Annotated in this window: 24 protein-coding genes and 1 pseudogene; all 25 read right to left on the bottom strand. The window is 41.9% G+C overall.

Annotation, left to right across the window (positions count from 1 at the left end; all coding sequences use genetic code 11):
* Positions 1 to 88 precede the first annotated feature (88 nt).
* Positions 89 to 1795 carry a proline--tRNA ligase gene (locus CJ483_RS20955; protein ID WP_120037301.1) on the bottom strand — a complete coding sequence of 569 codons (1707 nt, stop codon included), beginning with the start codon at positions 1793 to 1795 and terminating at the stop codon, positions 89 to 91.
* Positions 1796 to 1815: 20 nt separating this feature from the next.
* Entirely contained in the window at positions 1816 to 3075 is a 1260-nt protein-coding gene (gene rseP / locus CJ483_RS20950; protein ID WP_120037299.1) for an RIP metalloprotease RseP, read from the bottom strand.
* 18 nt (positions 3076 to 3093) lie between these two features.
* Positions 3094 to 4236: a 1-deoxy-D-xylulose-5-phosphate reductoisomerase gene (dxr, locus tag CJ483_RS20945; RefSeq protein ID WP_120037298.1), complete on the bottom strand. Its 1143-nt coding sequence runs from the start codon at positions 4234 to 4236 to the stop codon at positions 3094 to 3096.
* A 30-nt stretch (positions 4237 to 4266) separates the two neighbouring features.
* Positions 4267 to 5055: a phosphatidate cytidylyltransferase gene (locus CJ483_RS20940; RefSeq protein WP_120037296.1), complete on the bottom strand. Its 789-nt coding sequence runs from the start codon at positions 5053 to 5055 to the stop codon at positions 4267 to 4269.
* 34 nt (positions 5056 to 5089) lie between these two features.
* Positions 5090 to 5866: an isoprenyl transferase gene (locus tag CJ483_RS20935; protein ID WP_120037294.1), complete on the bottom strand. Its 777-nt coding sequence runs from the start codon at positions 5864 to 5866 to the stop codon at positions 5090 to 5092.
* A 155-nt stretch (positions 5867 to 6021) separates the two neighbouring features.
* Complete coding sequence (gene frr, locus CJ483_RS20930; RefSeq protein WP_120037292.1) at positions 6022 to 6579, bottom strand: ribosome recycling factor; 558 nt, start codon at positions 6577 to 6579, stop codon at positions 6022 to 6024.
* Complete coding sequence (gene pyrH, locus CJ483_RS20925) at positions 6579 to 7304, bottom strand: UMP kinase (RefSeq protein WP_120037290.1); 726 nt, start codon at positions 7302 to 7304, stop codon at positions 6579 to 6581. The genes frr and pyrH overlap by 1 nt, the downstream gene beginning before the upstream one ends.
* A gap of 151 nt (positions 7305 to 7455) precedes the next feature.
* Positions 7456 to 8337: a translation elongation factor Ts gene (tsf, locus tag CJ483_RS20920; RefSeq protein WP_120037288.1), complete on the bottom strand. Its 882-nt coding sequence runs from the start codon at positions 8335 to 8337 to the stop codon at positions 7456 to 7458.
* A 111-nt stretch (positions 8338 to 8448) separates the two neighbouring features.
* Entirely contained in the window at positions 8449 to 9189 is a 741-nt protein-coding gene (gene rpsB / locus CJ483_RS20915) for a 30S ribosomal protein S2 (RefSeq protein ID WP_120037286.1), read from the bottom strand.
* 147 nt (positions 9190 to 9336) lie between these two features.
* Positions 9337 to 9894 carry a hypothetical protein gene (locus tag CJ483_RS20910; protein ID WP_120037284.1) on the bottom strand — a complete coding sequence of 186 codons (558 nt, stop codon included), beginning with the start codon at positions 9892 to 9894 and terminating at the stop codon, positions 9337 to 9339.
* A gap of 28 nt (positions 9895 to 9922) precedes the next feature.
* Complete coding sequence (locus CJ483_RS20905) at positions 9923 to 10699, bottom strand: FliA/WhiG family RNA polymerase sigma factor (protein ID WP_120037282.1); 777 nt, start codon at positions 10697 to 10699, stop codon at positions 9923 to 9925.
* A 313-nt stretch (positions 10700 to 11012) separates the two neighbouring features.
* Positions 11013 to 11510, bottom strand: coding sequence for a chemotaxis protein CheD (locus CJ483_RS20900; protein WP_120037280.1), 498 nt, complete (start codon positions 11508 to 11510; stop codon positions 11013 to 11015).
* Positions 11503 to 12144: a chemotaxis protein CheC gene (locus CJ483_RS20895; protein ID WP_120037278.1), complete on the bottom strand. Its 642-nt coding sequence runs from the start codon at positions 12142 to 12144 to the stop codon at positions 11503 to 11505. The genes CJ483_RS20900 and CJ483_RS20895 overlap by 8 nt, the downstream gene beginning before the upstream one ends.
* Positions 12145 to 12159: 15 nt before the next feature.
* The gene (locus CJ483_RS20890) at positions 12160 to 12597 is read right to left on the bottom strand and encodes a chemotaxis protein CheW (protein ID WP_120037276.1); all 438 of its coding nucleotides are present in this window, start codon (positions 12595 to 12597) and stop codon (positions 12160 to 12162) included.
* A gap of 29 nt (positions 12598 to 12626) precedes the next feature.
* On the bottom strand, positions 12627 to 14663 hold the full coding sequence (locus CJ483_RS20885) for a chemotaxis protein CheA (protein ID WP_120037274.1): 2037 nt from the start codon (positions 14661 to 14663) through the stop codon (positions 12627 to 12629).
* A 16-nt stretch (positions 14664 to 14679) separates the two neighbouring features.
* A pseudogene (locus CJ483_RS20880) lies at positions 14680 to 15770 on the bottom strand (protein-glutamate methylesterase/protein-glutamine glutaminase).
* 2 nt (positions 15771 to 15772) lie between these two features.
* Positions 15773 to 16648: a MinD/ParA family protein gene (locus CJ483_RS20875; RefSeq protein WP_120037272.1), complete on the bottom strand. Its 876-nt coding sequence runs from the start codon at positions 16646 to 16648 to the stop codon at positions 15773 to 15775.
* On the bottom strand, positions 16645 to 17781 hold the full coding sequence (gene flhF / locus CJ483_RS20870) for a flagellar biosynthesis GTPase FlhF (protein ID WP_120037270.1): 1137 nt from the start codon (positions 17779 to 17781) through the stop codon (positions 16645 to 16647). Before flhF ends, CJ483_RS20875 begins: the two co-directional genes overlap by 4 nt.
* Positions 17778 to 19814, bottom strand: coding sequence for a flagellar biosynthesis protein FlhA (flhA, locus tag CJ483_RS20865; protein WP_120037267.1), 2037 nt, complete (start codon positions 19812 to 19814; stop codon positions 17778 to 17780). The genes flhF and flhA overlap by 4 nt, the downstream gene beginning before the upstream one ends.
* A 23-nt stretch (positions 19815 to 19837) precedes the next feature.
* A complete protein-coding gene (flhB, locus tag CJ483_RS20860) occupies positions 19838 to 20920 on the bottom strand; it encodes a flagellar biosynthesis protein FlhB (protein ID WP_120037265.1) in 1083 nt (360 codons plus the stop codon).
* A gap of 1 nt (position 20921) precedes the next feature.
* Positions 20922 to 21698 (bottom strand): flagellar biosynthetic protein FliR, encoded by a 777-nt coding sequence (gene fliR / locus CJ483_RS20855; protein WP_120037263.1) that lies wholly within the window; start codon positions 21696 to 21698, stop codon positions 20922 to 20924.
* Positions 21699 to 21702: 4 nt separating this feature from the next.
* Positions 21703 to 21972 (bottom strand): flagellar biosynthesis protein FliQ, encoded by a 270-nt coding sequence (fliQ, locus tag CJ483_RS20850; RefSeq protein ID WP_120037261.1) that lies wholly within the window; start codon positions 21970 to 21972, stop codon positions 21703 to 21705.
* A gap of 13 nt (positions 21973 to 21985) precedes the next feature.
* A complete protein-coding gene (gene fliP, locus CJ483_RS20845) occupies positions 21986 to 22651 on the bottom strand; it encodes a flagellar type III secretion system pore protein FliP (protein ID WP_120037260.1) in 666 nt (221 codons plus the stop codon).
* On the bottom strand, positions 22644 to 23330 hold the full coding sequence (locus tag CJ483_RS20840; RefSeq protein ID WP_120037258.1) for a flagellar biosynthetic protein FliO: 687 nt from the start codon (positions 23328 to 23330) through the stop codon (positions 22644 to 22646). The genes fliP and CJ483_RS20840 overlap by 8 nt, the downstream gene beginning before the upstream one ends.
* Positions 23331 to 23349: 19 nt before the next feature.
* The gene (locus CJ483_RS20835; RefSeq protein WP_041099994.1) at positions 23350 to 23712 is read right to left on the bottom strand and encodes a response regulator; all 363 of its coding nucleotides are present in this window, start codon (positions 23710 to 23712) and stop codon (positions 23350 to 23352) included.
* Between the last annotated feature and the right edge of the window lie 22 nt (positions 23713 to 23734).

The raw sequence follows: 23734 nt of genomic DNA, 5'->3' as shown, positions 1-23734 counted from the left end.
CACAAACTTAGATAGCAACAAAATTACCGCTCTAAAATTATTAACTTAGCTAGGTCTCTGCAGGAGAATCAGCCGATAACATTGACAATTAGATGGCTTGAAAAATCTCATGCAGCTTAGAGACAAGCTCATTTCGCTGAATTTCTATCATTTCACCGGTTTTGCGAACCTTCACTTCAACAATTCCCTCTGCTGCCTTTTTACCTACTGTTACTCGGATAGGCAAACCGATTAAATCACTATCGGCAAACTTCACGCCCGGACGCTCTGCTCGGTCATCCATCAATACATCATAACGGTTCTCTCGAAGCAGACTGTAAAGCTCTTCAGCAAGTGTACGCTGACCTTCATCTTTCATATTGATTGGCACTAAGTGAATATCGAAAGGAGAGAGGGCCTTCGGCCAAATAAATCCTTGTTCATCATTAAATTGTTCAGCTACGGCAGCCAACGTCCGTGAAACCCCAATTCCGTAACAGCCCATGATCATTGGTTGCGTCCGGCCGTTTTCATCCAAATACGTGGCATTCATCGCTTCACTGTAGCGTGTGCCCAATTTGAATATATGGCCTACTTCGATTCCTTTAGCAAACTTAATGGTTCCTTTTCCATCCGGAGAAAGATCTCCTTCTTGAATAAAGCGCAAGTCCGCATACTGATCTACACGATAATCTTTTTCCGCATTTACATTTACAAAATGATAGCCTTCTATATTCGCTCCACACACACCATTCGTAATAGCTTTCACCGCATGGTCCGCAATTACTTTCACACCTTCTTTGGCGTTTACCGGTCCAAGAGAACCAATCGTGCAGCCAAGCACTTCGTTCACTTCTTCATGCTCGGCAAGCTCAACGACATCTGCCTGGAATAAGTTTTTCAATTTAATTTCATTCACTTCATGATCGCCCCGAACGAGAACGATGACATATTCTCCATCCACTTTAAAGAGAAGCGTTTTTAAACATTGCTCCGCAGAAACATTCAAGAGCTCTGCTACACTGCTGATTGTTTTAGCATCCGGAGTTTCCACTTTTTCCATTTGGCGCTCCGCTTCCCCACTCTTTTCATAGGCAGTAACAACCGGAGCCATTTCAATGTTAGCTGCATAATCAGAAGAATCAGAGTAGGCAATGGTATCTTCACCGATCTCAGAAAGAACCATAAATTCATGTGTGTCCTTGCCACCCATCGCTCCTGAGTCAGCAATAACAGCTCGAAAATCTAATCCGCAGCGACGGAATACATTTGAATAAGCCGTGTACATCCGGTCATATACTTCCGCTAAGCTTTCATGAGAGGTATGAAAAGAATAAGCATCTTTCATAACAAACTCCCGCCCGCGGAGCAGGCCAAACCGCGGCCGCTTTTCATCCCGGAATTTAGTTTGGATTTGATACAAGGTTAACGGCAAACGCTTGTACGATTTTATTTCATCACGAACCAGGCTTGTAATCACTTCTTCGTGAGTTGCTCCAAGGGCAAACTCGCGTTCATGTCGATCTTTCAAGCGCATAAGCTCTGGGCCGTACGTGTACCAGCGTCCAGATTCCTGCCACAGCTCAGCCTGCTGTAAAGCTGGCATCAAAAGTTCTGCAGCTCCAGCGTTGTCCATTTCCTCACGAACAATTTCCTCTACCTTGCGAAGCACTTTTTTACCAAGCGGCAAATAACTGTATACTCCGCTGGCGTTTTGACGGATAAATCCCGCTTTTAACAGCAACTGATGGCTTTTTACGTCTGCATCAGCCGGTACCTCTCTTAATGTGGGTATTAACGTTTGGCTTTGTTTCATCACATACACCTCAGACTATTTTATTGTAAAAAGAATCGTTGAATATCATTCCATGTTACCACGATCATTAAAAGCATTAACAAGGCGAAACCAACAAAATGAACCATTCCTTCTTTTTGGCGATCAATCGGCTTGCCTCTGAGCGCTTCAACGAGGAAAAACAATAGGCGCCCGCCGTCCAATGCTGGAAGCGGCAATAAATTCATAATGCCTAGGTTAATGCTTAACACGCCGGCCCACTTCATCAAGTTCATAATGCCTGACTTAGCTACTGTGTCAGTGGATACATAGATGCCAACAGGACCCGAAAGCATATCGATCGAAAATTGCCCAGTGACGAGCTTGCCGACCAACCGAATAATTTCTACTGTCCAAAAATACGTTTCTTTCGCGCCATAGGAGATGGAACCGAAGAACGATTTTTCTACTGGACTGTGTACACCGATTACTCCAATCTTTTGATCTTCCACCTCACGGACCTTCGGTGTTACTGGAATATCTAGTGTTTTATTGTCTCTTTCTACTGTAAAGTCAATCTCAGACTGGGGGTTTTTCTGAATGACAGTAACGATATCATTCCAGCTTGCTACCCCTTGTCCATTAATGCTAATAACTTTGTCGCCTTCCATTAAGCCCGCTTCTTTTGCTGCTCCATCGGAGGTCAGCTTGCCAAGCTCGGGCTCGTTTGTAGGCATTCCCTGCATCATAGCAATGAGAATAAAAACAAAAAAAGCTAAAATAAAGTTAAAGAGCGGACCTGCAAAAATAGCCATCGATCGCTGTCCTAGCGTTTTCGAGGCGAACTGTCGGTCCCATGGCGCGATCTGGCTCTCCACCCCATCCTCTAAAATAACGGCCTCCCGATGGATCGGAAACGTTTTAATTTCTTCTTCTCCGTCCTCATAGCCTCTAATAATAAGCTGATGTTCGAGATCGGCGGTCTCTACCTCAATTACTCGAGCTTCTGGATAACGGTCTTTGCCAGAAACGATAATTTTGACAATTTCTTCATGATCATTAAACAGAACACCGATGCGATGACCGGCTTTTAAATCTACCATTTCTGGGTCTTCCCCAGCCATGCGGACGTATCCCCCTAGAGGAAGAAGCCGAAGAGTATATATGGTTTCTCCTTTTTTATGGAAAAACACTTTTGGTCCGAAACCGATGGCAAACTCTCGACAGAGAATCCCCGCCCGCTTGGCAAAAATAAAGTGACCTAGCTCGTGAAAAAAAACGAGGGCGCCAAATATAACGATAAACGCTATAACAGTATTCAATATAGATAACCACCTTTTTTATAAAAGTGAGTGGACGAAATTCCGTGTTTCTTTGTCGGTTTGCTGTATCGTTTCCAGATCGGGCTGCATAATGGACTGATGTTTTTCAAGAGCCCGCTCTACCATTTCATCAATTTGCAAAAATGTTATTTTCCCGTCAAGAAAAGCAGCAACAGCCGCCTCGTTAGCAGCATTCAACACAGTGGGAACTGTGCCGCCCGCTTTTCCCGCCTGATAAGCAAGCGCAAGCATCCGAAAACGCTTTTGATCCATCGGCTGAAAATGAAGCTTGCCCGCTTCCAGCAAATTGAGACGCCGAGCAGAAGGCAAAGGGAGCCGATCTGGATAAGAAAGCGCATATTGGATTGGCACGCGCATATCAGGGGTACCTAATTGAGCGATTACCGAACTATCTTGAAATTCGACCATCGAATGAATAATACTTTCTCGATGTAAAATAACATCTATTTGCTCATATGGCAAATGAAAAAGCCAGTGTGCTTCAATAACTTCCAAGCCTTTATTCATCATTGTAGCCGAATCAATCGTGATCTTTGCGCCCATTGACCAATTTGGATGATTTAACGCTTCCTGTACAGTTACATTCTTTAATTCTTCTCGTGTCCGGTCACGAAAGCTACCTCCCGAAGCTGTCAGTATGAGGCGTGCAATGTTTTTCTCTTTTTCCCCTTGCAGACATTGAAAAATCGCAGAATGCTCACTGTCTACCGGCAAAAGAGCCACATTATGCTTTTCAGCGGCTGCCATAACTAAATGCCCGGCCGTTACAAGTGTTTCTTTATTTGCGATAGCAATTGTCTTACCTGCTTCAATCGCCTGCAGTGTCGGGCGTAAGCCGACACTCCCAAGCACAGCATTCACAAGAATGTCCGCCTTTTGATAAACAGCCGTTTCAACAAGTCCTTCTTGTCCGTACACCACTTTTAAAAAAGGAAATTCTGACTTTAGTTTCTCCGCGTCCTCCCGAAGCTCGACAGATACTAATTCAGGTTGAAACCCACTAATAATGTTCCGTGTTTCTTCAATATTTCGACCGGCTGAAAAAGCAACCAGCGCAAAATCATCACGATGCTCCCGGATCACATCCAGTGTCTGGCGGCCGATCGAGCCAGTTGCACCTAAAAGACTTAATTTCTTCACATCTTTCATCTCCTCAAACAAACTCTGCTGTCACACTAGATGCAGTAAATGAACAAGCGGAAAAACAAATAACCAGCTGTCTGTACGATCCAAAATACCGCCATGGCCCGGCAATAAAGTCCCTGAGTCCTTTACTTCGTAATGGCGCTTAAGAGCTGATTCCGCCAAGTCGCCAAGCTGTCCAAATACAGACAGCACAGCTGTAGCAATTAACAGTTTAAACAATGGTATATCCATATCCGCTAGCAGGGCAATAATCAAAGCGACGATTACTGCTGCAAAAATACCACCAACTGAACCTTCTACTGTTTTGTTCGGACTAATTTCCGGCCATAGTTTGCGCTTTCCGAGCGACCGGCCTACAAAATAAGCACCCGAGTCTGTCGCCCACGTAATTAGAAGGGCAAAAAAGACGAATATAGCGCCCGCTTCTCTCGTTTCTATGAAATAATAAAAACCAAAGCCGACATAAAGCGCAGCCAGAACGCAAAACCCTGCATCTTCAAAATGAAACTTATTTTTTGAAACAACCGTGTATGCTAGCATCAATAACACGAACAAGGCAGATAGCTGCAGCTTATCGTAGCCCATTTGTTCGATAGCAACAGTCAGGCGTTCCGGCATTAACACAATGCAGAGAAGTATGATAGAAAGCAGCCCGGGCATCGAAGCAGGAGCAATTTTTTTCATTTTTAATGCTTCCGTTAGGCCAATGATAGCCATTAAATAAGCCAATATAATAAAAGGCCAGCCGCCGTACAGCACGACCGGCAAAAAAGCGGCCGCCGCAATAACAGCGGTCAAAATACGTTGTTTCATGTCTCAAACTCCTAACTCTTGTCCTGATGAATAATTACGTCAAACCGCCGAACCGACGGGAACGGCGCTGAAAAGCTTCCACTGCTTCGAGCAAATCTGTTTCTTTAAAATCAGGCCAATTAGTATCGGTAAACCAAAACTCAGTATAGGCCAGCTGCCAAAGCATAAAATTGCTCAAACGAATTTCTCCGCTCGTCCGGATAAGCAAGTCCGGATCTTTTAAATGCTCTGTCATAAGATAGCGCGAAAAAAGCTCTTCATTTAAATTTTCCTCTAATAGTATACCATTTTTTGCATCATGAATAATATTTTTTACAGCCGTTAAAATCTCCGCACGACTTCCGTAATTTAAAGCAAAGTTTAATATTAATCCATCATTGCCACTCGTTTGTTCCATCGCTTTTTCTACCGCACTGAGCGTGTGTTTCGGTATTTGATTTCTCTCTCCCATCATTTGTACCTGGACATTTTCTTCAATCAATTCCGGTAAAAACGTGCCAAGAAACTCTTCAGGCAATTTCATTAAAAAATCCACTTCATGTTTCGGCCGCTTCCAGTTTTCTGTTGAGAAGGCATAGAGTGTTAATACTTTGACACCCAACTTATTAGCAAGTTTAGTTATCTTTTTTACCGTCTTCATTCCTTCATGGTGACCAGCAATTCGGGGAAGGGCTCTTCTTTTTGCCCATCTGCCATTGCCGTCCATAATGATTGCAATATGCTCCGGCACTAACTCCTCTTTAATTCTTTCTATTCGATCTTCGATATTATGGTCATCTGCTGTTTTCCATAATTTTCTCTTATTGATCATAAAATATCCTCCACGATGTAGCATCACCAAATTATAAACAAATCATTATCTATTATAATACCAAAATTGTTTGTTGATTACTTTGTAGAAATGGATGTATTTTTTTATTCAATAAAAAAGAAGAAAACCCTCTTACAGCGAAGAGGGTTTTTACATTAGACTTCCATAATTTCTTTTTCTTTATCCTTGGAAATACCGTCGATTTTGCTAATGAAATCATCCGTTTGCTTTTGCACATCGTCCGTTAAGCCACGCAGCTCATCCTCAGTAATGTCGCCAGCTTTCTCCAATTTTTTCAGCTCTTCATTCGCATCACGGCGAATATTGCGAATAGCTACCTTTGCGTCTTCCGCTTCTTTTTTCACTACTTTAGCCAATTCCTTGCGGCGCTCTTCTGTTAAAGCAGGGAATGCAAGACGGATAACCGATCCATCGTTAGATGGCGTTAGCCCAAGATCCGATTTTAAAATAGCTTTCTCAATGTCACCCATCGCTGTTTTATCATAAGGCTGAATAACGAGAAGACGTGCTTCCGGCACAGATACAGAAGCAAGCTGGTTAATCGGTGTTGGTGCCCCATAGTAATCGACCGTTATCCGGTCTAACAATGAAGCGTTCGCACGTCCAGCACGAATGGAGGCGAGCTCTCTCGTATACGCTTGAATTGCTTTAGACATTCTTTCTTTCATCTGTTCAATTGTTTGATTTGCCATTATTCCTTCCCCCTCACAATTGTTCCGATATTTTCACCCATAACTACCCGTTTAATATTGCCGTTTTCTGTAATAGAGAAAACAATAAGCGGTATGTCATTGTCCATACATAATGATGAGGCCGTTGAATCCATAACAGCAAGCCCTTCTTTAATGACATCAAGGTAAGACAATTGATCATACTTAACGGCATTTTTATCAACGCGTGGGTCTGCTGAATACACGCCATCTACATTATTTTTAGCCATCAAAATAACTTCTGCTTCAATCTCAGCGGCCCGAAGCGCAGCTGTTGTATCTGTAGAAAAGTAAGGGTTACCTGTGCCTGCAGCAAAAATAACCACTCGCTTCTTTTCAAGATGGCGGATTGCCCGACGGCGGATATAAGGTTCTGCTACCTGCCGCATCTCTATAGAAGTCTGAACACGTGTTTCAATCCCAAGCTGCTCCAGGCTATCCTGTAGAGCCATTGAGTTCATTACAGTAGCAAGCATGCCCATATAATCAGCTGTTGCGCGGTCCATACCCATTTCACTGCCGATCTTTCCTCTCCAGATGTTGCCGCCGCCTACTACGACTGCCACCTCTATATCGAGTTCAGCAATTTCTTTGACTTGCTCAGCAATTGATTTAATAACAGCTGGATTAATGCCAAATCCGGCCTCTCCTGCCAGCGCTTCCCCGCTTAACTTTAATACTACCCGTTTATATTTTGGAACGCTCATGTAAACCTCCGTATGTATGGTTATTGGTTTGCCTCGGCCTTAACCTTATGGAAAATTGCCAAACTCTAGATGAAATCCCTCACCAATAACCGGCAAGGGATTCCCATCTAACAATAACAATTTCTTTCTATCTTCACTCAATAGAAAAGAATTATTTTTTCACTTGATTCATTACTTCTTCAGCGAAATTGTCTTGACGCTTCTCAAGGCCTTCGCCCACTTCATAGCGCACAAGTGCAGTCACTTCTGCTCCTTTAGATTGAACGAACTTGCCCACTTTTTCATCAGGGTTTTTAACAAATGGCTGGTCAACTAAGCAAATTTCCTCAAAGAATTTGCCAAGACGGCCTTCAACCATTTTTGCTACGATATTCTCTGGCTTGCCTTCGTTCAATGCTTGTTGAGTTAATACCTCACGCTCACGAGCCACTTCTTCTTCAGAAACTGCATCACGGGAGATGTATTTAGGATTTAAAGCAGCTGCGTGCATGGCTACATCTTTTGCTGCACTTGAATCAGTTGTTCCTTCAAGAACAGTTAAAACACCAATGCGTCCGCCCATATGCAAGTATTCACCGAAGGCAGCATTGTCGCTTTTTGTTTTAATTTCAAAGCGGCGAAGAGTTAATTTTTCACCAATTTTCGCAATCGCTTCATTGATGAAATCACTAACTGTTTGGCCGTTATCCATTTTTTGCTCAAGTGCTTCTTCTACGTTTGCAGGCTTTTTAGCAAGCAAATGATCAGCTAATTCTTTTACAAGCACTTGGAAACCTTCGTTCTTTGCAACGAAGTCTGTTTCTGAGTTTACTTCTAAAATAACAGCAGTGTTGCCTTCGCTCTTGATAAAAGTCGTACCTTCCGCTGCAATGCGGTCAGATTTTTTGGCAGCTTTAGCCATGCCTTTTTCGCGAAGGAAATCAATTGCTTTTTCCATATCACCATCAGTTTCTGTTAGCGCTTTTTTACAATCCATCATACCAGCGCCAGTTTTTTCACGTAGTTCTTTAACCATTTGAGCAGTAATTGCCATAATTTATTTCCTCCTTTGAGTCATATGCTTCTTTACGATGCACAGTTTTACTTTTTTCTTTTTAAAAAAAGGTGATAAGAGAAGGTCTACTTATCACCTTTTTATCAGCTTTTACTCAGCTGCTGCTGTTTCTTCAACTTCTGTTGTTTCTTCAACTTCTGCTGTTTCTTCACCTTGTTTTGCTTCAAGGATAGCATCAGCCATTTTGCCTGTTAAAAGTTTAACAGCGCGGATCGCATCATCATTTGCTGGAATAACATAATCGATTTCATCCGGATCACAGTTCGTATCAACGATACCAACGATTGGAATATTCAATTTACGAGCTTCCGCCACAGCAATACGCTCTTTACGAGGATCGATGATGAAAAGGGCATCAGGAAGGTCTTTCATATCTCTAATTCCACCAAGGAATTTCACTAAACGTTCATGCTCTTTTTTCAATTGTACAACTTCTTTTTTAGGAAGTACGTCAAATGTGCCGTCCTCTTCCATTTTCTCGATGTTTTTCAAGCGTTGTACACGTTTTTGGATAGTTGAGAAGTTTGTTAATGTACCACCTAACCAGCGTTGGTTTACAAAGTACATTCCTGAACGTTCTGCTTCTTCTTTTACAGATTCTTGAGCTTGTTTTTTCGTTCCAACGAAAAGAACTTTTCCGCCGTTTTCAGCTAATTCTCTAACGAATTTATAAGCTTCTTCAACTTTTCTTACTGTTTTTTGAAGGTCGATAATATAGATTCCATTACGCTCCTGGAAAATATATTTTTTCATTTTTGGGTTCCAACGGCGTGTTTGGTGACCGAAGTGAACACCAGCTTCAAGCAATTGCTTCATTGAAATAACTGACATGTTTTAGTTCCTCCTAATGGTTTTAATTTTTCCTCCGCTCTCATCATTTTCGATCAGAAACTGTCCTAAAAGACAGCACCATCTGAGCAAATCAGGGAGCGTGTGTAATAACACCGTTAGTAACTATACCATAGCCAGGCAATGCAATCAACTATTTTTACCGGTCTTAGCAAATTTCAATGCTAATTCTACTTCCGTCTTTCCTTTATTTAATTTTTTAGCGATCTCTCCTATGCTAAGTCCCTGCTCATTCAATGAGAAAATATCCTCTGATGCCTTCTGCTCGTCCGGCAACGCGATATTTTCTTTTATTTGTTCTTTTCCATCTTCATTTGGTGTTTTATTTGTTACATTATATACCTGAGCAGCCCGCACCCGTTGCATAGAAGGAGCAGAGATAGTTAGCGAATCCGCCTGTATGTTGTCCGCAGAAGTCTGTTCGCTGGCAGCTTTTGGCGGAGAAGGTGTTCTTATTGAAAAAGTATCTTCCGCTGTAGGATGAGATGAAAACTCTTTAATAAACCTCTCATTCTCTTCTTTCATTTCCAGCAAGTAAGCAGTCATCATTTCTTCCATATCCGCCACTAGCTTCTCCTGTTGTCTCTTTACTTCATACAGACGATTTTGTCTTGTAAACAATAAAATAATTGCCAATAGAGCAACAGCATTAAGTATAAATGAAATAAAAATAAATAGAGTAGCCATTAGATCTCCTTAAAGATGAAACTTTTTCTTAATGTACCGATCCGTTGATTTTTACAAGCTGATTTTTCAGCTTAAACAATGCTTTTGAATGAATTTGGGAGATTCTTGAAGTCGAAAGATTCATTACCTCACCGATCTCAGTTAAAGTCAGCTCTTCATGATAGAATAAGCTGAGCACGAGCTGTTCTTTCTCAGACAGCTTAGAAACTTCCTCCGTCAACTCCTGAATCAGCTCACCCTTCACAAGAACATCTTCCGGCAGATCTGCCTTCTCGTCTTTTAATACAAATCTCTTTCCTTCCGAATCTTCATTATCATGTACTTGTTCGTCCATCGATAGGACATTGGAAAATAAATGCTCCGTCATCGTCTGATGAACTTCTTCTTCTGAAATGTCAAGTTGTTCTGCAACTTCCGCTGCGGTGATTTTTCGAAGGTATTTTTGTTCCAATTCCTCAATCTTTGCTTCAATCTTTTTTGCCCTTTCTCTCGTTCCTCTCGGGAGCCAGTCTTCCTTTCGAAGCCCATCCAAAATCGCTCCACGAATGCGAAAAGAAGCATACGTATCAAACTTTAAATCGCGGGTTGGATCAAATTTCTTCAACGCATCGTACAAACCCATCAATCCAAGACTTTTAATATCTTCTTTATTGACGCTTTTCGGCAAGCTTGCTGATATCCGTTGAGAATGAAAGGATACAAGTGGCATGTACTTTTCTACAAGCAGATTGCCTGCCTCTGGATCCTCTGACTCTTTCCAGGCAGCCCACAACTTTTGTTCATCATATCTGTTCTGTTTGGCCATATTTGACGTTTCTCCTCCTCGGATTGACCTCTCAGAGAAGTTTTTCTGAAAAAAACGGTCAGGCTAATTTATTCTTTATCTTCCACATTTTATTAGAAAATACCGCCAAAACGCAAATAAATTTTCAAAATACGACAAAGGGAAAATATGTATATTATTCCATCACTCTAACAATAACCCATTTACTTTCTCTATAATCTTCTATTTACACTTCTCTACTCTGTTCTCTTTAAGCGTTTTATCTTTTAAAAATTGTTTGATGCTTCAACGGTAAACTTCGTTACATAACGAAAGGGACACTTGTATGTCCCCTTTATATTATGTGATTGCCTTTATTAACTGTTCTTATATGAAGATCGCAAGTATGCGGATCAAATTCTATTGTACGGCCGCTGTTTCCGCCTGTGTCTTCCGCTATGAGCGGTATATGATGGGCCTCTAGTACTTGCTTCACAGCTGCAACATTCCTAGGTCCAATTTTGAATGAGCTGTTTTGCGAACTAAATTGAAACATTTGAGCACCACCAGCAATCTTTGCTTTCAATCTGTAGACTTGTGCGCCTTCAGCTTTTAATAGAGCGACCAATTCATTGATGCCTGTATCTGCATATTTAGCTTTATTCATATGGCCATTTTTGGCAAGCGATGAGTCTGGCAGCATAACATGTACCATCCCAGCGACAGATGTCCGGTCATCATAAATCACCACTCCAACGCAAGATCCTAGCCCCGATGTGCGAATGGCATTTGGTGGACGAACAATATTTAAATCAGCAATCCCTACTTTTACGATTTGTCCAATACTACTCATTTAATCCGACTCCAAGGGCCTCAAAAATTGGACCAAACGATAAAGGATCAGGAAGCAGAAAGAAATGCCCTTTCATTTCGTCTGTATATCCTGCCTGGACTTCCTTTAATATTGTTTCAATAACAATCGCATAATCCCCATATTGAGAAGACTCGACCAATCCATAGCTAATAATAGCGCCAAACATATCTATGGCCAGTTCTGGAACGGAAGGATAAATCTGTAAGCGAGTAAAGTCCCCAAGGGCTGATAAGTAAGAGCCTGATAAAATGTTTCCAAGTTCCTGCATGGCAGAGAGACCGATACTTTTCTCTCCCGCTTCCTTAAAAGAAAAAGCTCTGTCCCCGGTCATATTGCTAATAAAGCTTTCCGCTTGCCTTAAGGAAAGAACAAAGAACATATTCCCTGTAACTTCTCCTTCAATCCTAAGACTCACACTCACTACTTCCTCTTCTGCACCGCCCGCCATCTCCATCATATCGTTAAATGAAACGATGCGGGCACTAGGAACTTTCATATCAATTTGTTTGTTCAGTAAAGTAGAAAGAGCAGTAGCTGCATGTCCGGCACCAATATTGCCGAATTCTTTTAAAATATCTAAATGGGTCGTATTAATCTTTTCGATATAATTCATGGCCATATGCCCCTATTATTTAAAAACTCTTTCTAAATTTAATAAGATAAGCAGTCTCTTTTCTAGCTTAGCCACGCCTGTAATATATTCCGCTTCTACGGCACCGACGATGTCTGGTTGAGGTTCAATGATGCTTTTTGGAATATCAAGAACATCATTGGCGCTATCTACAACTAAGCCGACTTCAATATCATCAGACGCCGCAATAATAATTCTGGTCTGCTCATCGTACTCTTTTTCCGGCAGACTAAAGCGATTACGCAGATCAATAATTGGAGTAACCACTCCCCTTAGATTGATCACACCTTTAATAAAAGAAACCGTTCCTGGTACACGCGTTATGTGAATCAACTTTTCAATCCCCTGAACTTGGTGAACAGGAAATGCATATTCTTTATCCATTAATTGGAAAGCAATCACTTTAATCATTGACGGAGCTGTGATTTCACTCATAGGTTTTCCCTCCTTTTCCCCTCTGCCTATTATTTGATCAGGGCATTGCAGTCTACAATCAAAGCTACTTGACCATCTCCGAGAATGGTAGCACCTGAGATAGCAAACACATTTGATAAATAATTGCCAAGTGATTTTAACACAACTTCTTGCTGACCGATGAAGGAGTCTACGACTAATCCTGCCATTTTATCCCCTTTGCGCACGATTACAATGGAATAAAACTCATCTTCCTTGCTTTCTCTTGGCACTTCGAATATTTTTTCCAGGAAGACAAGCGGGACAATCTTCCCGCGGAAATCAATGACTTGTTGTGTATGAGCATTTAAGACATCTTCTTTTTTCACGATGGCTGTCTCAATAATAGATGATAAAGGAATAGCATATTTTTCTTTTTCCACTTCCACTAACATGACCGAAATAATTGATAGCGTTAATGGCAATTGAATAAGAAATACTGAGCCCGCTCCCTCGGTTGCCTCAATACTGATGGAACCTCCGAGAGATTCAATGGTTGTTTTTACTACATCCAAGCCGACCCCGCGGCCAGAAATATCAGATATCGTATCAGCAGTAGAAAATCCTGAAGCTAAGATCAGCTCATAAATTTGATTATCTGTCATAGAGGCTACTTGTTCTTCTGTTACTATGCCTTTTGACAGTGCCTTATTAAGTACTTTTTCCTTATTAATGCCTGCTCCATCATCTTCAATTTCGATAAACACGTGATTTCCGCTATGATAAGCTTTTAGCTTAACAGTTCCCTCTTCAGGTTTCCCCTTGGCTCTGCGTTCTTCAGGTGTTTCCACTCCATGGTCAAGTGCATTACGAATCAAATGAACGAGCGGGTCGCCGATCTCATCGATTACTGTCCGATCCAGCTCCGTTTCAGCACCGATGATCTCTAAGTTGATTTTTTTATTTAAGTCACGGGCTAACTGACGTACCATTCTTGGAAAGCGATTAAATACGGTCTCTACCGGCACCATCCGCATATTAAGAATAATAGTTTGCAGGTCCCCCGAGATTCTTGCCATTCTTTCAACGGTTTCATTCAGCTCAGGATTATTTAGTTCACCTGAGATTTGCTCTAGTCTTCCCCGGTCAATAACGAGCTCTTCAAAAAGATTCATTAAAATATCAAGCCGTTCAATATTGACGCGAATGGTTTTATTAGATACAGATTGTTGCTTATTACTAGATTTCGGCTCCTCTTTCTTTTCTGTTTTTTCCTGAGGAGGAGCTGGTGAATCTGGTACAACTGCAGCTGCTACTTCTTTTGTCGCTTCTTCAATTTCTGTTGATGGTACAATAAATTCCGAAACGGTTACGCGCTCAACCTCTGATACCTTTTTCACCTTACTTTCGATATCATCAGAAGACTCTTGAGTAATAAGAGTAACTACAAAGCGTTCATCAAACTGTTCTGCTTCCAGTTCTTCCGTAGAAGGAGTTGACTTAATCACTTCTCCGCACTTTTCTAATACTTCAAATACCATAAATACACGCGCTGCTTTCAATACGCAGTCGCTGCGTAATTCAATGGCTATCTCGAAGCAAGTAAAACCTTGCTCTTTTGACTGTTGAATGACCGTGTATTCAAATTCATCATACTTGATAGTTGAAGAAGGACTGACAGAAGGAGAAGCCTCTATTTGTACAGAAGAAGCTGTTTCACTCACCATTTCGCCATTTTCAATTTTCAACAGCTTATCAACAATATCGGATACATCCCGCTTCCCTGCACCGCCGGCCGCAATGTCTTGGACCATTGCTTCCAGATCATCAATCGAAGCGAAGACCACGTCCAAAATATCAGCTGTAACTTTCAGTTTATGATTGCGGATGGCATCAAGAACATTTTCCATTTTATGTGTTAAATTAGCCAGATCTTCATATCCCATCGTAGCAGACATTCCTTTTAATGTATGGGCAGACCGGAAAATCTCATTGACAATTGCAAGATCCTCAGGATTTTTTTCCAGCTCTAACAAGTTTTCATTGATTGCCTGCAAATGCTCTTTGCTTTCATCAATAAAAACTTCTAAATATTGATTCACTTCCATCAGCCGCTCACCCTTTCTATCCTATATACTCTAAAATTTTTTCAGCGATATGTTCTACAGAAACCGTGCAATCGATTAGACGAGTGGCAATAGCGGCTCGTGGCATTCCGAATACTACACACGACTCCTCAGACTCTGCAATGGCCTGTACATTCCCTGTTTCTTTTAATTTGATTAGTCCATTTGCCCCATCTGCTCCCATTCCAGTCATAATCACTGCTACTTTATCAAAGCCCGTTGCTTCACTGACAGATTCAAACATGACATCCACCGCCGGACGGTGTCCGTTAACTGGAGGCGATTGATCAAGATCTATGGCGAGCAGCGCCCCATTTTCTTTTATCTTTAAATGATAGCTTCCCGGGCAAATATAAGCGGTTCCCTTTTGAAGAGTTTCCCCATCCTCAGCTTCTTTGACATGGATGGCAGATAAAGAATCTAATCTTTGAGCCAGTGATTTTGTAAACCCTGGCGGCATATGCTGGACAATAAGTACTGGTGCCTTCAAATCTTTTGGTAGTTTCGTCAGCACTTTTTGAAGAGCTCTCGGCCCCCTGTTGAAGTGCCAATAACAACAATGCTCTGGCTATTTTTCGGCTTTCTTGTATTCCTACTGCTAACCCTTACTTCTCTCTTCCCCGGTGGTTGTTCTACCCTTGCCGGTTTGGGAGGAGCCGCTTGAGCAGTGGGAATCATAGGCCGCAGATTAGCTTTACTGGCAGCGAGTACTTTTTCTATTAGTTCATCTTTAATTTTATGGAGGTCAAGTGAAATGGTTCCCGAAGGCTTTCTGACAAAATCAACTGCGCCTTTTTCCATTGCTTGAAATGTCGTTTCTGCGCCAGCCCCTGTTAAACTGGATAACATAACAATTGGAGTGGGCATATGTTCCATAATGTATCCGAGGGCATCCAGCCCGTCCATTTCGGGCATTTCTACATCCATCGTAATAACGGCCGGCTTAAACTGTTTAATCTTCTCGATAGCGTCTTTGCCATTGCGGGCGGTCGCTACAACTTCTAGTTCCGGATGTGAAGACAAAAACTCGGTAACTAGTTTTCTCATAAATGCAGAGTCATCAACCACAACGACTTTTTTTTCTCTCATTACTAGTGCCTGCCTTTCACAAAGAAGTGACGAAGCTTGAATATAAAGCTGTCTGATTCTGAATGATCTGGTGAATACCCATATCCCTCTTTATACAGTCTTACGGCTTCTCGTAACGCCCGGGATATCTTTGCATTTGGATAAGCAATCAAAAATGGAGTCTGAGCGCTCACAGCTTTTTTCACAGCTGTGCTCTCCTGCAATACCCCAAGCTCAAAACTTGATTTACCTAAAAACTTGCGGACAGCTTGTTGGAGCCGCTTTATAGCTTCCTGTCCTTCTCTCTCTGAATCGGCCCGATTACACAAAAGATAAAAGGCGTTTTCTCCACCTTGAAAGTGAATATATTTCATCATGGAATACGCATCTGTTATAGAGGTTGGCTCGGGAGTGGTTACAACAATAATATCGTCTACTGACATGAGAATATTAAGTGTCTCCTTTGTCGCTCCCGCCCCCATATCAAACAATAAATAATCATATTGGTGCTGAAGCTCCTCTATATCATCCAGCCACCGGCTCAGATGGCTGCTGTTCCATTCTATTAATTGGTTCAGCCCCGAACCGCCTAGAATGTAGGAAACACCTTCCTTATCTCTATACACTAAGTCAGCGAGCGAGAGATTTTTTTCAAAAAAATCAGCAATAGAGTGCTCTGCCGTCTGCCCTGTTAACACATGAATGTTCCCCATACCGATATCCATATCAAATATTAGCACTTTTTTCCCATTTTGGGTTAGATTAATAGCAAAATTTAATGAAATATTTGATTTTCCAACCCCGCCTTTTCCACTCACTACAGCGAGAGTTTTTGCTTGTTTCCCCGCAAGGCGATTCAGCCTTTTCCGCAGTGACGCTGCTTGGTCATTATTTGTCATAGATGATCACCCAAAATAATATCAGCCATTTCCTTCGAATCAGGTTGAATCAGATCATCTGGTACATTTTGCCCATTCGCTAAAAAAGCCACTCCCTTATTATATTGGCACATCATATTTACAATCGTTCCTCGGCTCGTTGTTTCATCCATCTTTGTGAAAATAAACTGGTGAACCGGGACAGTTGAAAATTGATCAATTACCGCATGGATGTCCCGCTCTTTAGCAGTAAGGGACAGCACCAAATAATTTTTCATCTTTTCAAAAGGAACCATTGCTTTCAATTCATTCACAAACTGTTCCTCCAAGTAATTGCGCCCGGCTGTGTCAATATAAACGACATCGTAATCTTTAAATCGTTCAATTGCCCGCTTCATATCAACCGGCTTATAGGCCACTTCTACCGGTACCTTCAGTAAATCTGCATATGTTTTCAACTGCTCAATTGCTGCAATTCTATACGTATCAGTAGTAATAAAAGCGGTCTTAAGATTTTTCTCCAATACACTTTCAGCAGCCATTTTTGCCAGAGTAGTTGTCTTGCCTACTCCAGTTGGTCCAATAACATTAATAAACTTTTTGGAGAGCAGTAGCTGGTCCGCTTGCAATGGTTCGATTTTCTCAATCAACCATCCTCTGCTCCATTGGTCAGCCATTTCTTCATTGACTTGTCCCTTTTCCTCTTTCCACTTCTCTAAGAGAAACTGCTTTAATTCTTTAATTAAATCATCTGCCACCTCTTGCTTCTTTAACTTTATAATAGGCAGCTTTAACTCCTCAGGGTAAGTGTCGAGCGATAGCTGATCCACCTTTGAAAATTGCTTGACTATCTCCTTTAATTCATTTAGTTCCTTTTTTAAAGACTCCTCACTGTTTTTCTCTACCGACAATGAAGGAGAGGGCCGACTTTGACGGGAATTAGAGAGGTCCAGTTCTTTTGGACGGACTGCTTCGTGCATCGGGTTTGGGTCAATGGCCGCTACCACTTCAATTAGCTTTTTTTTAAATAAACCTAAAAAACCCCCGATATATACTGTTTTTGATTGCAAAATAACAGCTTGCTCTCCAAGCTCCGCACGAATCTTTTTCATTGCTTCCGGCATAGATGCAGCTGTATACTTTTTTACTTTCAATCTAGATTCACCACCCCTACACTTTGAACTTCGACGCTAGGCTCGAGTTCATTGTAAGATAAAATTGGCAGCTGTGGAAAATACCTCTCAGCAAGCTGCCTAATATACATCCGGATGGCAGGTGAGCATAGAATAATCGGCGCCTGCTGCATAAAAGAAACTTGTTCCACCTGAGCAGCCATCGCTTCCAAGATGCGCTGTGAATCCATCGGATCAAGTGACAAAAAGTTTCCATGCTCTGTCTGCTGCACGCTGTCCGCTACCCGTTTTTCAACTTGGCCTGACAGTGTGATAACTCGTAAAGGTTCTCCCGCCTCAGCGTATTGGCCGGTAATTTGTCTTGCTAATGACTGACGAACATACTCTGTCAGCAAATCCGTATCGGAGGTCATCTTGCCAAAGTCAGCTAGTGTTTCAAAAATAACCGGCAAATTTCTTATAGAAATATTTTCTTTCAATAACTTGGCCAACACTTTTTGAACTTCCCCCACTGTCAAAGGACTTGGAGTGACTTCCTCTACTAAAATTGGATAAGTCTCTTTCAAATGATCAATAAGCTGCTGTGTTTCCTGACGGCCAAGCAGCTCATGAGCGTTCGTTTTAATTACCTCTGTTAAATGAGTTGAAACAACACTCGGAGGATCAACAACCGTATACCCTAAAATTTCAGCCTGCTCTTTCATTTCCTCCGTAATCCATTTCGCTGGCAATCCAAAAGACGGTTCAATTGTGTCAATCCCCTCAATTGTATCGTCGTCTTCTCCCGGACTCATGGCAAGATAATGATCGAGCAGCAATTCGCCAGAAGCCATAACGCTTCCTTTTATTTTAATTCGGTATTCATTCGGCTGAAGCTGAATATTGTCTCGAATACGGACAACCGGAATGACAAGGCCAAGCTCAATAGCAAGCTGACGACGGATCATGACGACCCGATCTAGTAGATCTCCTCCCTGACTTGCGTCCGCCAGCGGAATCAGGCCATAGCCAAACTCAAATTCAATCGGATCAATATTTAATAAATTCACGACACTTTCCGGCTTTTTCAATTCCTCCGTCTCCATTTCTTCTTCTGCCTCGAACATGTCGATCTCTTCTTTTTCCGGTGTACGCCCAAGCATATAACCACCCAAAGCCAGCGCTCCAGCAATCGGTATGGTTAGTACATCGTTAATCGGGGTAGCAATACCGAGCAAAAAGATGGTCCCGCCTGCCACATAAAGCATCATCGGAAAAGCCAGAAGCTGAGACATGATATCTTCTCCCAGATTGCCTGTGGAAGCTGCACGGGTTACAACAATCCCCGTTGCAGTCGAAATCAAAAGAGCGGGAACCTGAGAGACAATTCCATCGCCGACTGTGAGCAAAGAATAACGAGCAGCTGCTTCAGCCGCTGGAAGGCCTTGCTGAACCACACCGACGATCATCCCAAAAATCAGATTGATGATAACGATAATAATACCGGCAATGGCATCTCCTTTGACAAACTTAGTCGCCCCGTCCATTGCTCCATAAAAGTCTGATTCACGGCTTACCTTTTCCCGCCGCTCTCTCGCTTCCTGTTCAGAGATCATCCCGGCATTCAAATCGGCGTCAATACTCATTTGTTTTCCTGGCATCGCATCAAGCGTAAAACGAGCAGCTACTTCAGACACACGCTCCGATCCCTTGGTAATAACAATAAACTGAATAATAATTAAAATAAGGAAAACAACCATCCCGACAACGATATTCCCACCGACAACAAACGTTCCAAACGTCTCAACTACGCCGCCTGCCTCACCTTTACTTAAGATCGAACGCGTCGTCGAAACATTTAGCCCGAGCCGAAATAGCGTTAATAATAGGAGTAAGGATGGAAATACAGAGAACTCCAGTGCTTCTCTCATATTCATTGAAATTAGCAGAACCAAAAGCGCGAGAGAAATATTTATAATAATTAACACACTCAGCAGCCACGACGGCAGCGGAATGATTAGCATAGCCACTATTAGAATTACACTTAACAATACGGAGACGTCTCTTGCTTTCATTTCTCTCTCTCCTAACAACAAACTTACAATTTATTTTTTATCCGGTATACATAAGCTAAAATTTCAGCTACCGCTTTAAAGAACTCTTCCGGGATTGGCTGGCCAACTTCTGCCTGATCATAAAGCGCTCTTGCCAGCGGCCGGTTTTCAACTAATTCAATTTCATTCTCACCAGCAATATATTTAATCTTCTGGGCAAGGTAATCCACTCCCTTTGCTACAACCACAGGAGCATCCGCCTGCTTTTCATCATATTTTAAAGCGATAGCATAATGGGTCGGGTTTGTAATGACCACATCGGCCTGCGGTACTTCTTGCATCATCCGGCTCATCGCCATTTCCCGCTGGCGCTGCTTAATTTTTGATTTGATGAGTGGATCGCCCTCTATATTTTTATATTCATCTTTGATATCTTGCTTCGACATGCGAATACTCTTTTCAAAATCATATTTCTGATATAAAAAATCGAGCAGGGCTAGAAAAAGAAGGGCGGCAGAAGCAGCTGCTCCCATTTGTAGCGTCAGCATTCCGATTGTCCTTAATGCATCGGCAATTGACTTAAAGGAAAGCTTCAATACCTCTTCAATATTGGACCAAAGAATAAAAAAGGTAACGGCTCCGACAAATGAAATTTTCAACATGGACTTTAGTAGTTCCACGAGCGCCCTAACAGCAAAAATTCGCTTAAACCCTTTGATCGGGTCCAATTTTTCTAACTTAGGCTTCAAAGGCTCTCCCGTCAGTAAAAAGCCCACTTGCAGATAATTCGCTGCCACTCCTGCCAGAAGAGCCACCAGCATAACCGGCCCAAGTATATAGATGAGCTGTTGCATAATCTCAAGAACAATTACTTTCAAGTTAGCTTCGGTGACCGGCATGATCAAATAATACTGCAGTGAATGTTGAAATAAATGAAGAATTTCTTTCCCTATAAAGGAAGCTCCTACAAACAGAAAACCAAACAATGATAACAGGCTGACGGCTGTAGTTACATCCTGGCTTTTCGCAACTTGGCCTTTTTTACGAGAGTCCTGCTTTTTTTTCGGCGTAGCTTTTTCGGTTTTTTCTCCGGCAAAAAATTGGAGGTCCAACTGCAAATGTTCCAATTTATGCCCCTCCTAATAATGTCATTACGTCACGCATTGTATAAATCATAAGTTCAAACAGCTTTTGGAGTACTGTAAACATCATTCCAATGACCACCGTCATAACGATAAATGCTGCACCGATTTTAATTGGAAAACCGACTACAAAGATATTAAGCTGCGGAACAGTCCTTGCTACGATCCCTAAAGCCACATCCACTAAGAATAAGGTAGCAACGACCGGCATAGCCATTTGAAAAGCAACCAAAAACATGGAACTAAAAGCCCGGCTCATATATCCAGCGAGGCTCCCATTGCCAAAATGCAGTGAAAGCTGGTCTAAAGGGACATACTGATAGCTGTAAAAGATACCATCCAATATTAGATGATGGCCATTCAGTGACAACAGTAATAGCAGCGCAAACATGTAAAGGTATTGTCCCATTAGCGGACTCTGCGCCCCAGTTTGCGGATCGATGACATTAGCGATAGCAAAACCCATCTGAAAGTCGATTAGCCCTCCGGCAATTTGTATAGCGGCTATCATCATATAAGCAGATAACCCCAAAAGGAGACCGACAAGCGCTTCTTTTAAAATTAATAAGAAGTAGCGGCCATCGATTTCAAGAGGACTCACATCTATCGTGTAGTACATCGTCCAGGAAAGCATAACGGCTAGCCCAATCCGGTGCATCGCCGGTATGGACCTGTGGGAAAGTAACGGCACTGTTATAAAAAAAGTAGAGACGCGGACGATAATTAATAATAAGACAGAAAAATCAGGCACTATTTCTTCCATTCAATCAACCTACAAATCTTGTTAAATTCGCAAATATATCAATTGTATAAGAAAGCATTTTACTCAGCATCCACGGTCCAAAGAAAATCAACCCGACGAGGACAGCAACAATCTTCGGAATGAAGGCGAGTGTCTGCTCTTGAATTTGTGTCGTTGCCTGAAAAATACTGACTGCAAGACCAACGACAAGAGCGATCAAAAGAAGGGGACCACACACAATGATTGTCGTGTAAACACCCTTTTCAGCTAGAGAGATCACCATTTCAGAATTCATTTATTCCACCTACTTAAAAGCTTTTCAGCAAAGATTCAATGACTAAATACCAGCCATCTACAAGAACGAACAGCAAGATTTTAAAAGGAAGGGATATCATAACTGGCGGAAGCATCATCATCCCCATCGACATTAAAATACTGGCTACCACCATATCAATAACGAGAAAAGGAATAAAAATCATAAAGCCAATTTGAAACGCTGTTTTGATTTCACTTAAAGCGAACGCCGGAACGAGCGAAGTTAGCGGAATGTCTTCAACCGTTTTTGGACGCTCAGCCCCTGAGTAATTTAAAAACAGCTCTAAGTCTTTCTGCCTCGTATGTTCACTCATAAAATCTTTTAACGGGACGCTTGCCTTGTCATATGCCTGCTCAAGATTAATTTCTTCATTAAATAATGGCGTGAGGGCTTCATCATTTATTTGTTGAAATACAGGCGCCATAATAAAGAAAGTTAAGAATAAAGCAAGCCCGATTAAAACTTGTGTCGGCGGCATTTGCTGAGTCGCGAGTGCGGATCTTACGAAGGACAACACGATAATGATGCGTGTAAAACAAGTCATTAAAATCAAAATGCTCGGCGCGAGCGATAACACAGTGAGCAGCAGGAAAAGCTTTACCGAAGTAGATACATTATCAGGAGAACTATTGTTAAAAAACTCCATAAACTCATTCATCTTGACTCTTCTCCCTGTTGTTCATTTTGGAGATGACTTGCTTGCGCGATTGTTTCATCTCACTTAATTTACTCTCAAACATTTGCTTAAAAGGATCCTGCTTCTCGCTTTTTGATGGTTCTTTCCCCTTCCACTTACCGATCATTTTTGTCATGATATCCTGAGGCTGAAGCAGCTGGTCCATCTGATTATCATAATGATCAATAAAACGGGCGAGTTCCTCTTCATCATCGATTTCTTTAAGCAATTCAATATTTTCACCGACTCCAAGAATGAGAATCCGGTCGCCAACTTTCACCATCTGAACTGAGCGGTTTCCCCCGAGCGGAGTACCTCCTAAATGATGAATTAACTTGGTCTGCTGGTAAGAGCGGCTTTTTTGATTGATGAAGCGAAGCAAAAAATAAATAAGAGCCAGAACAAAAATAAGTGCTCCGATCATTTTTAGAAAGTCCCAAATCGTTACGCCGACTGTTTTTTCTGCTTCTAGCTGTTGAGTTTGGCTGCCCTGCTTTTCCTCCTTCGTTTTTCCTGTTTCTTGCCCACATTTCTTAGGGCTTTCTAAACAGTCTTTCACATTATTGTCAAATGGCTCTGCTTGCGCAACAGAAACATTGCCTGCAAACAGAGCCATACTGAAGAGGATGAAAGCGAAAGGCTTAAAAAGTTGTTTAATCAACTGACGCACCTTCTTAAGCTTATGCTAATGTTTTGGAAATTGCCTCGATGACACGATCCGGCTGGAATGGCTTTACGATAAAGTCTTTTGCGCCTGCCTGAATCGCATCGATAACCATTGACTGCTGTCCCATCGCAGAACACATAATAATTCTGGCATTTGGATCATCAGCCTTAATTTCTTTTAATGCGGAAATGCCATCTTTCTCGGGCATGGTAATGTCCATTGTTACTAAATCAGGCTTCAGTTCTTTATATTTTTCAACAGCCTGTGCTCCATCGGATGCTTCTCCAACTACTTCAAAGCCATTTTTAGTTAGAATGTCTTTAATCATCATGCGCATAAATGCCGCATCATCTACAACTAAAATACGATTTCCCATTGTCACTAACCCCCAAAATAAA

Origin of the sequence: Bacillus sp. PK3_68 (assembly GCF_003600835.1) — a bacterium.
Taxonomy (GTDB): Bacteria; Bacillota; Bacilli; order Bacillales; family Domibacillaceae; genus Pseudobacillus.
Note: the sequence above shows the minus strand (reverse complement) of the source record. Positions and strands in the feature narration are given on the sequence as shown.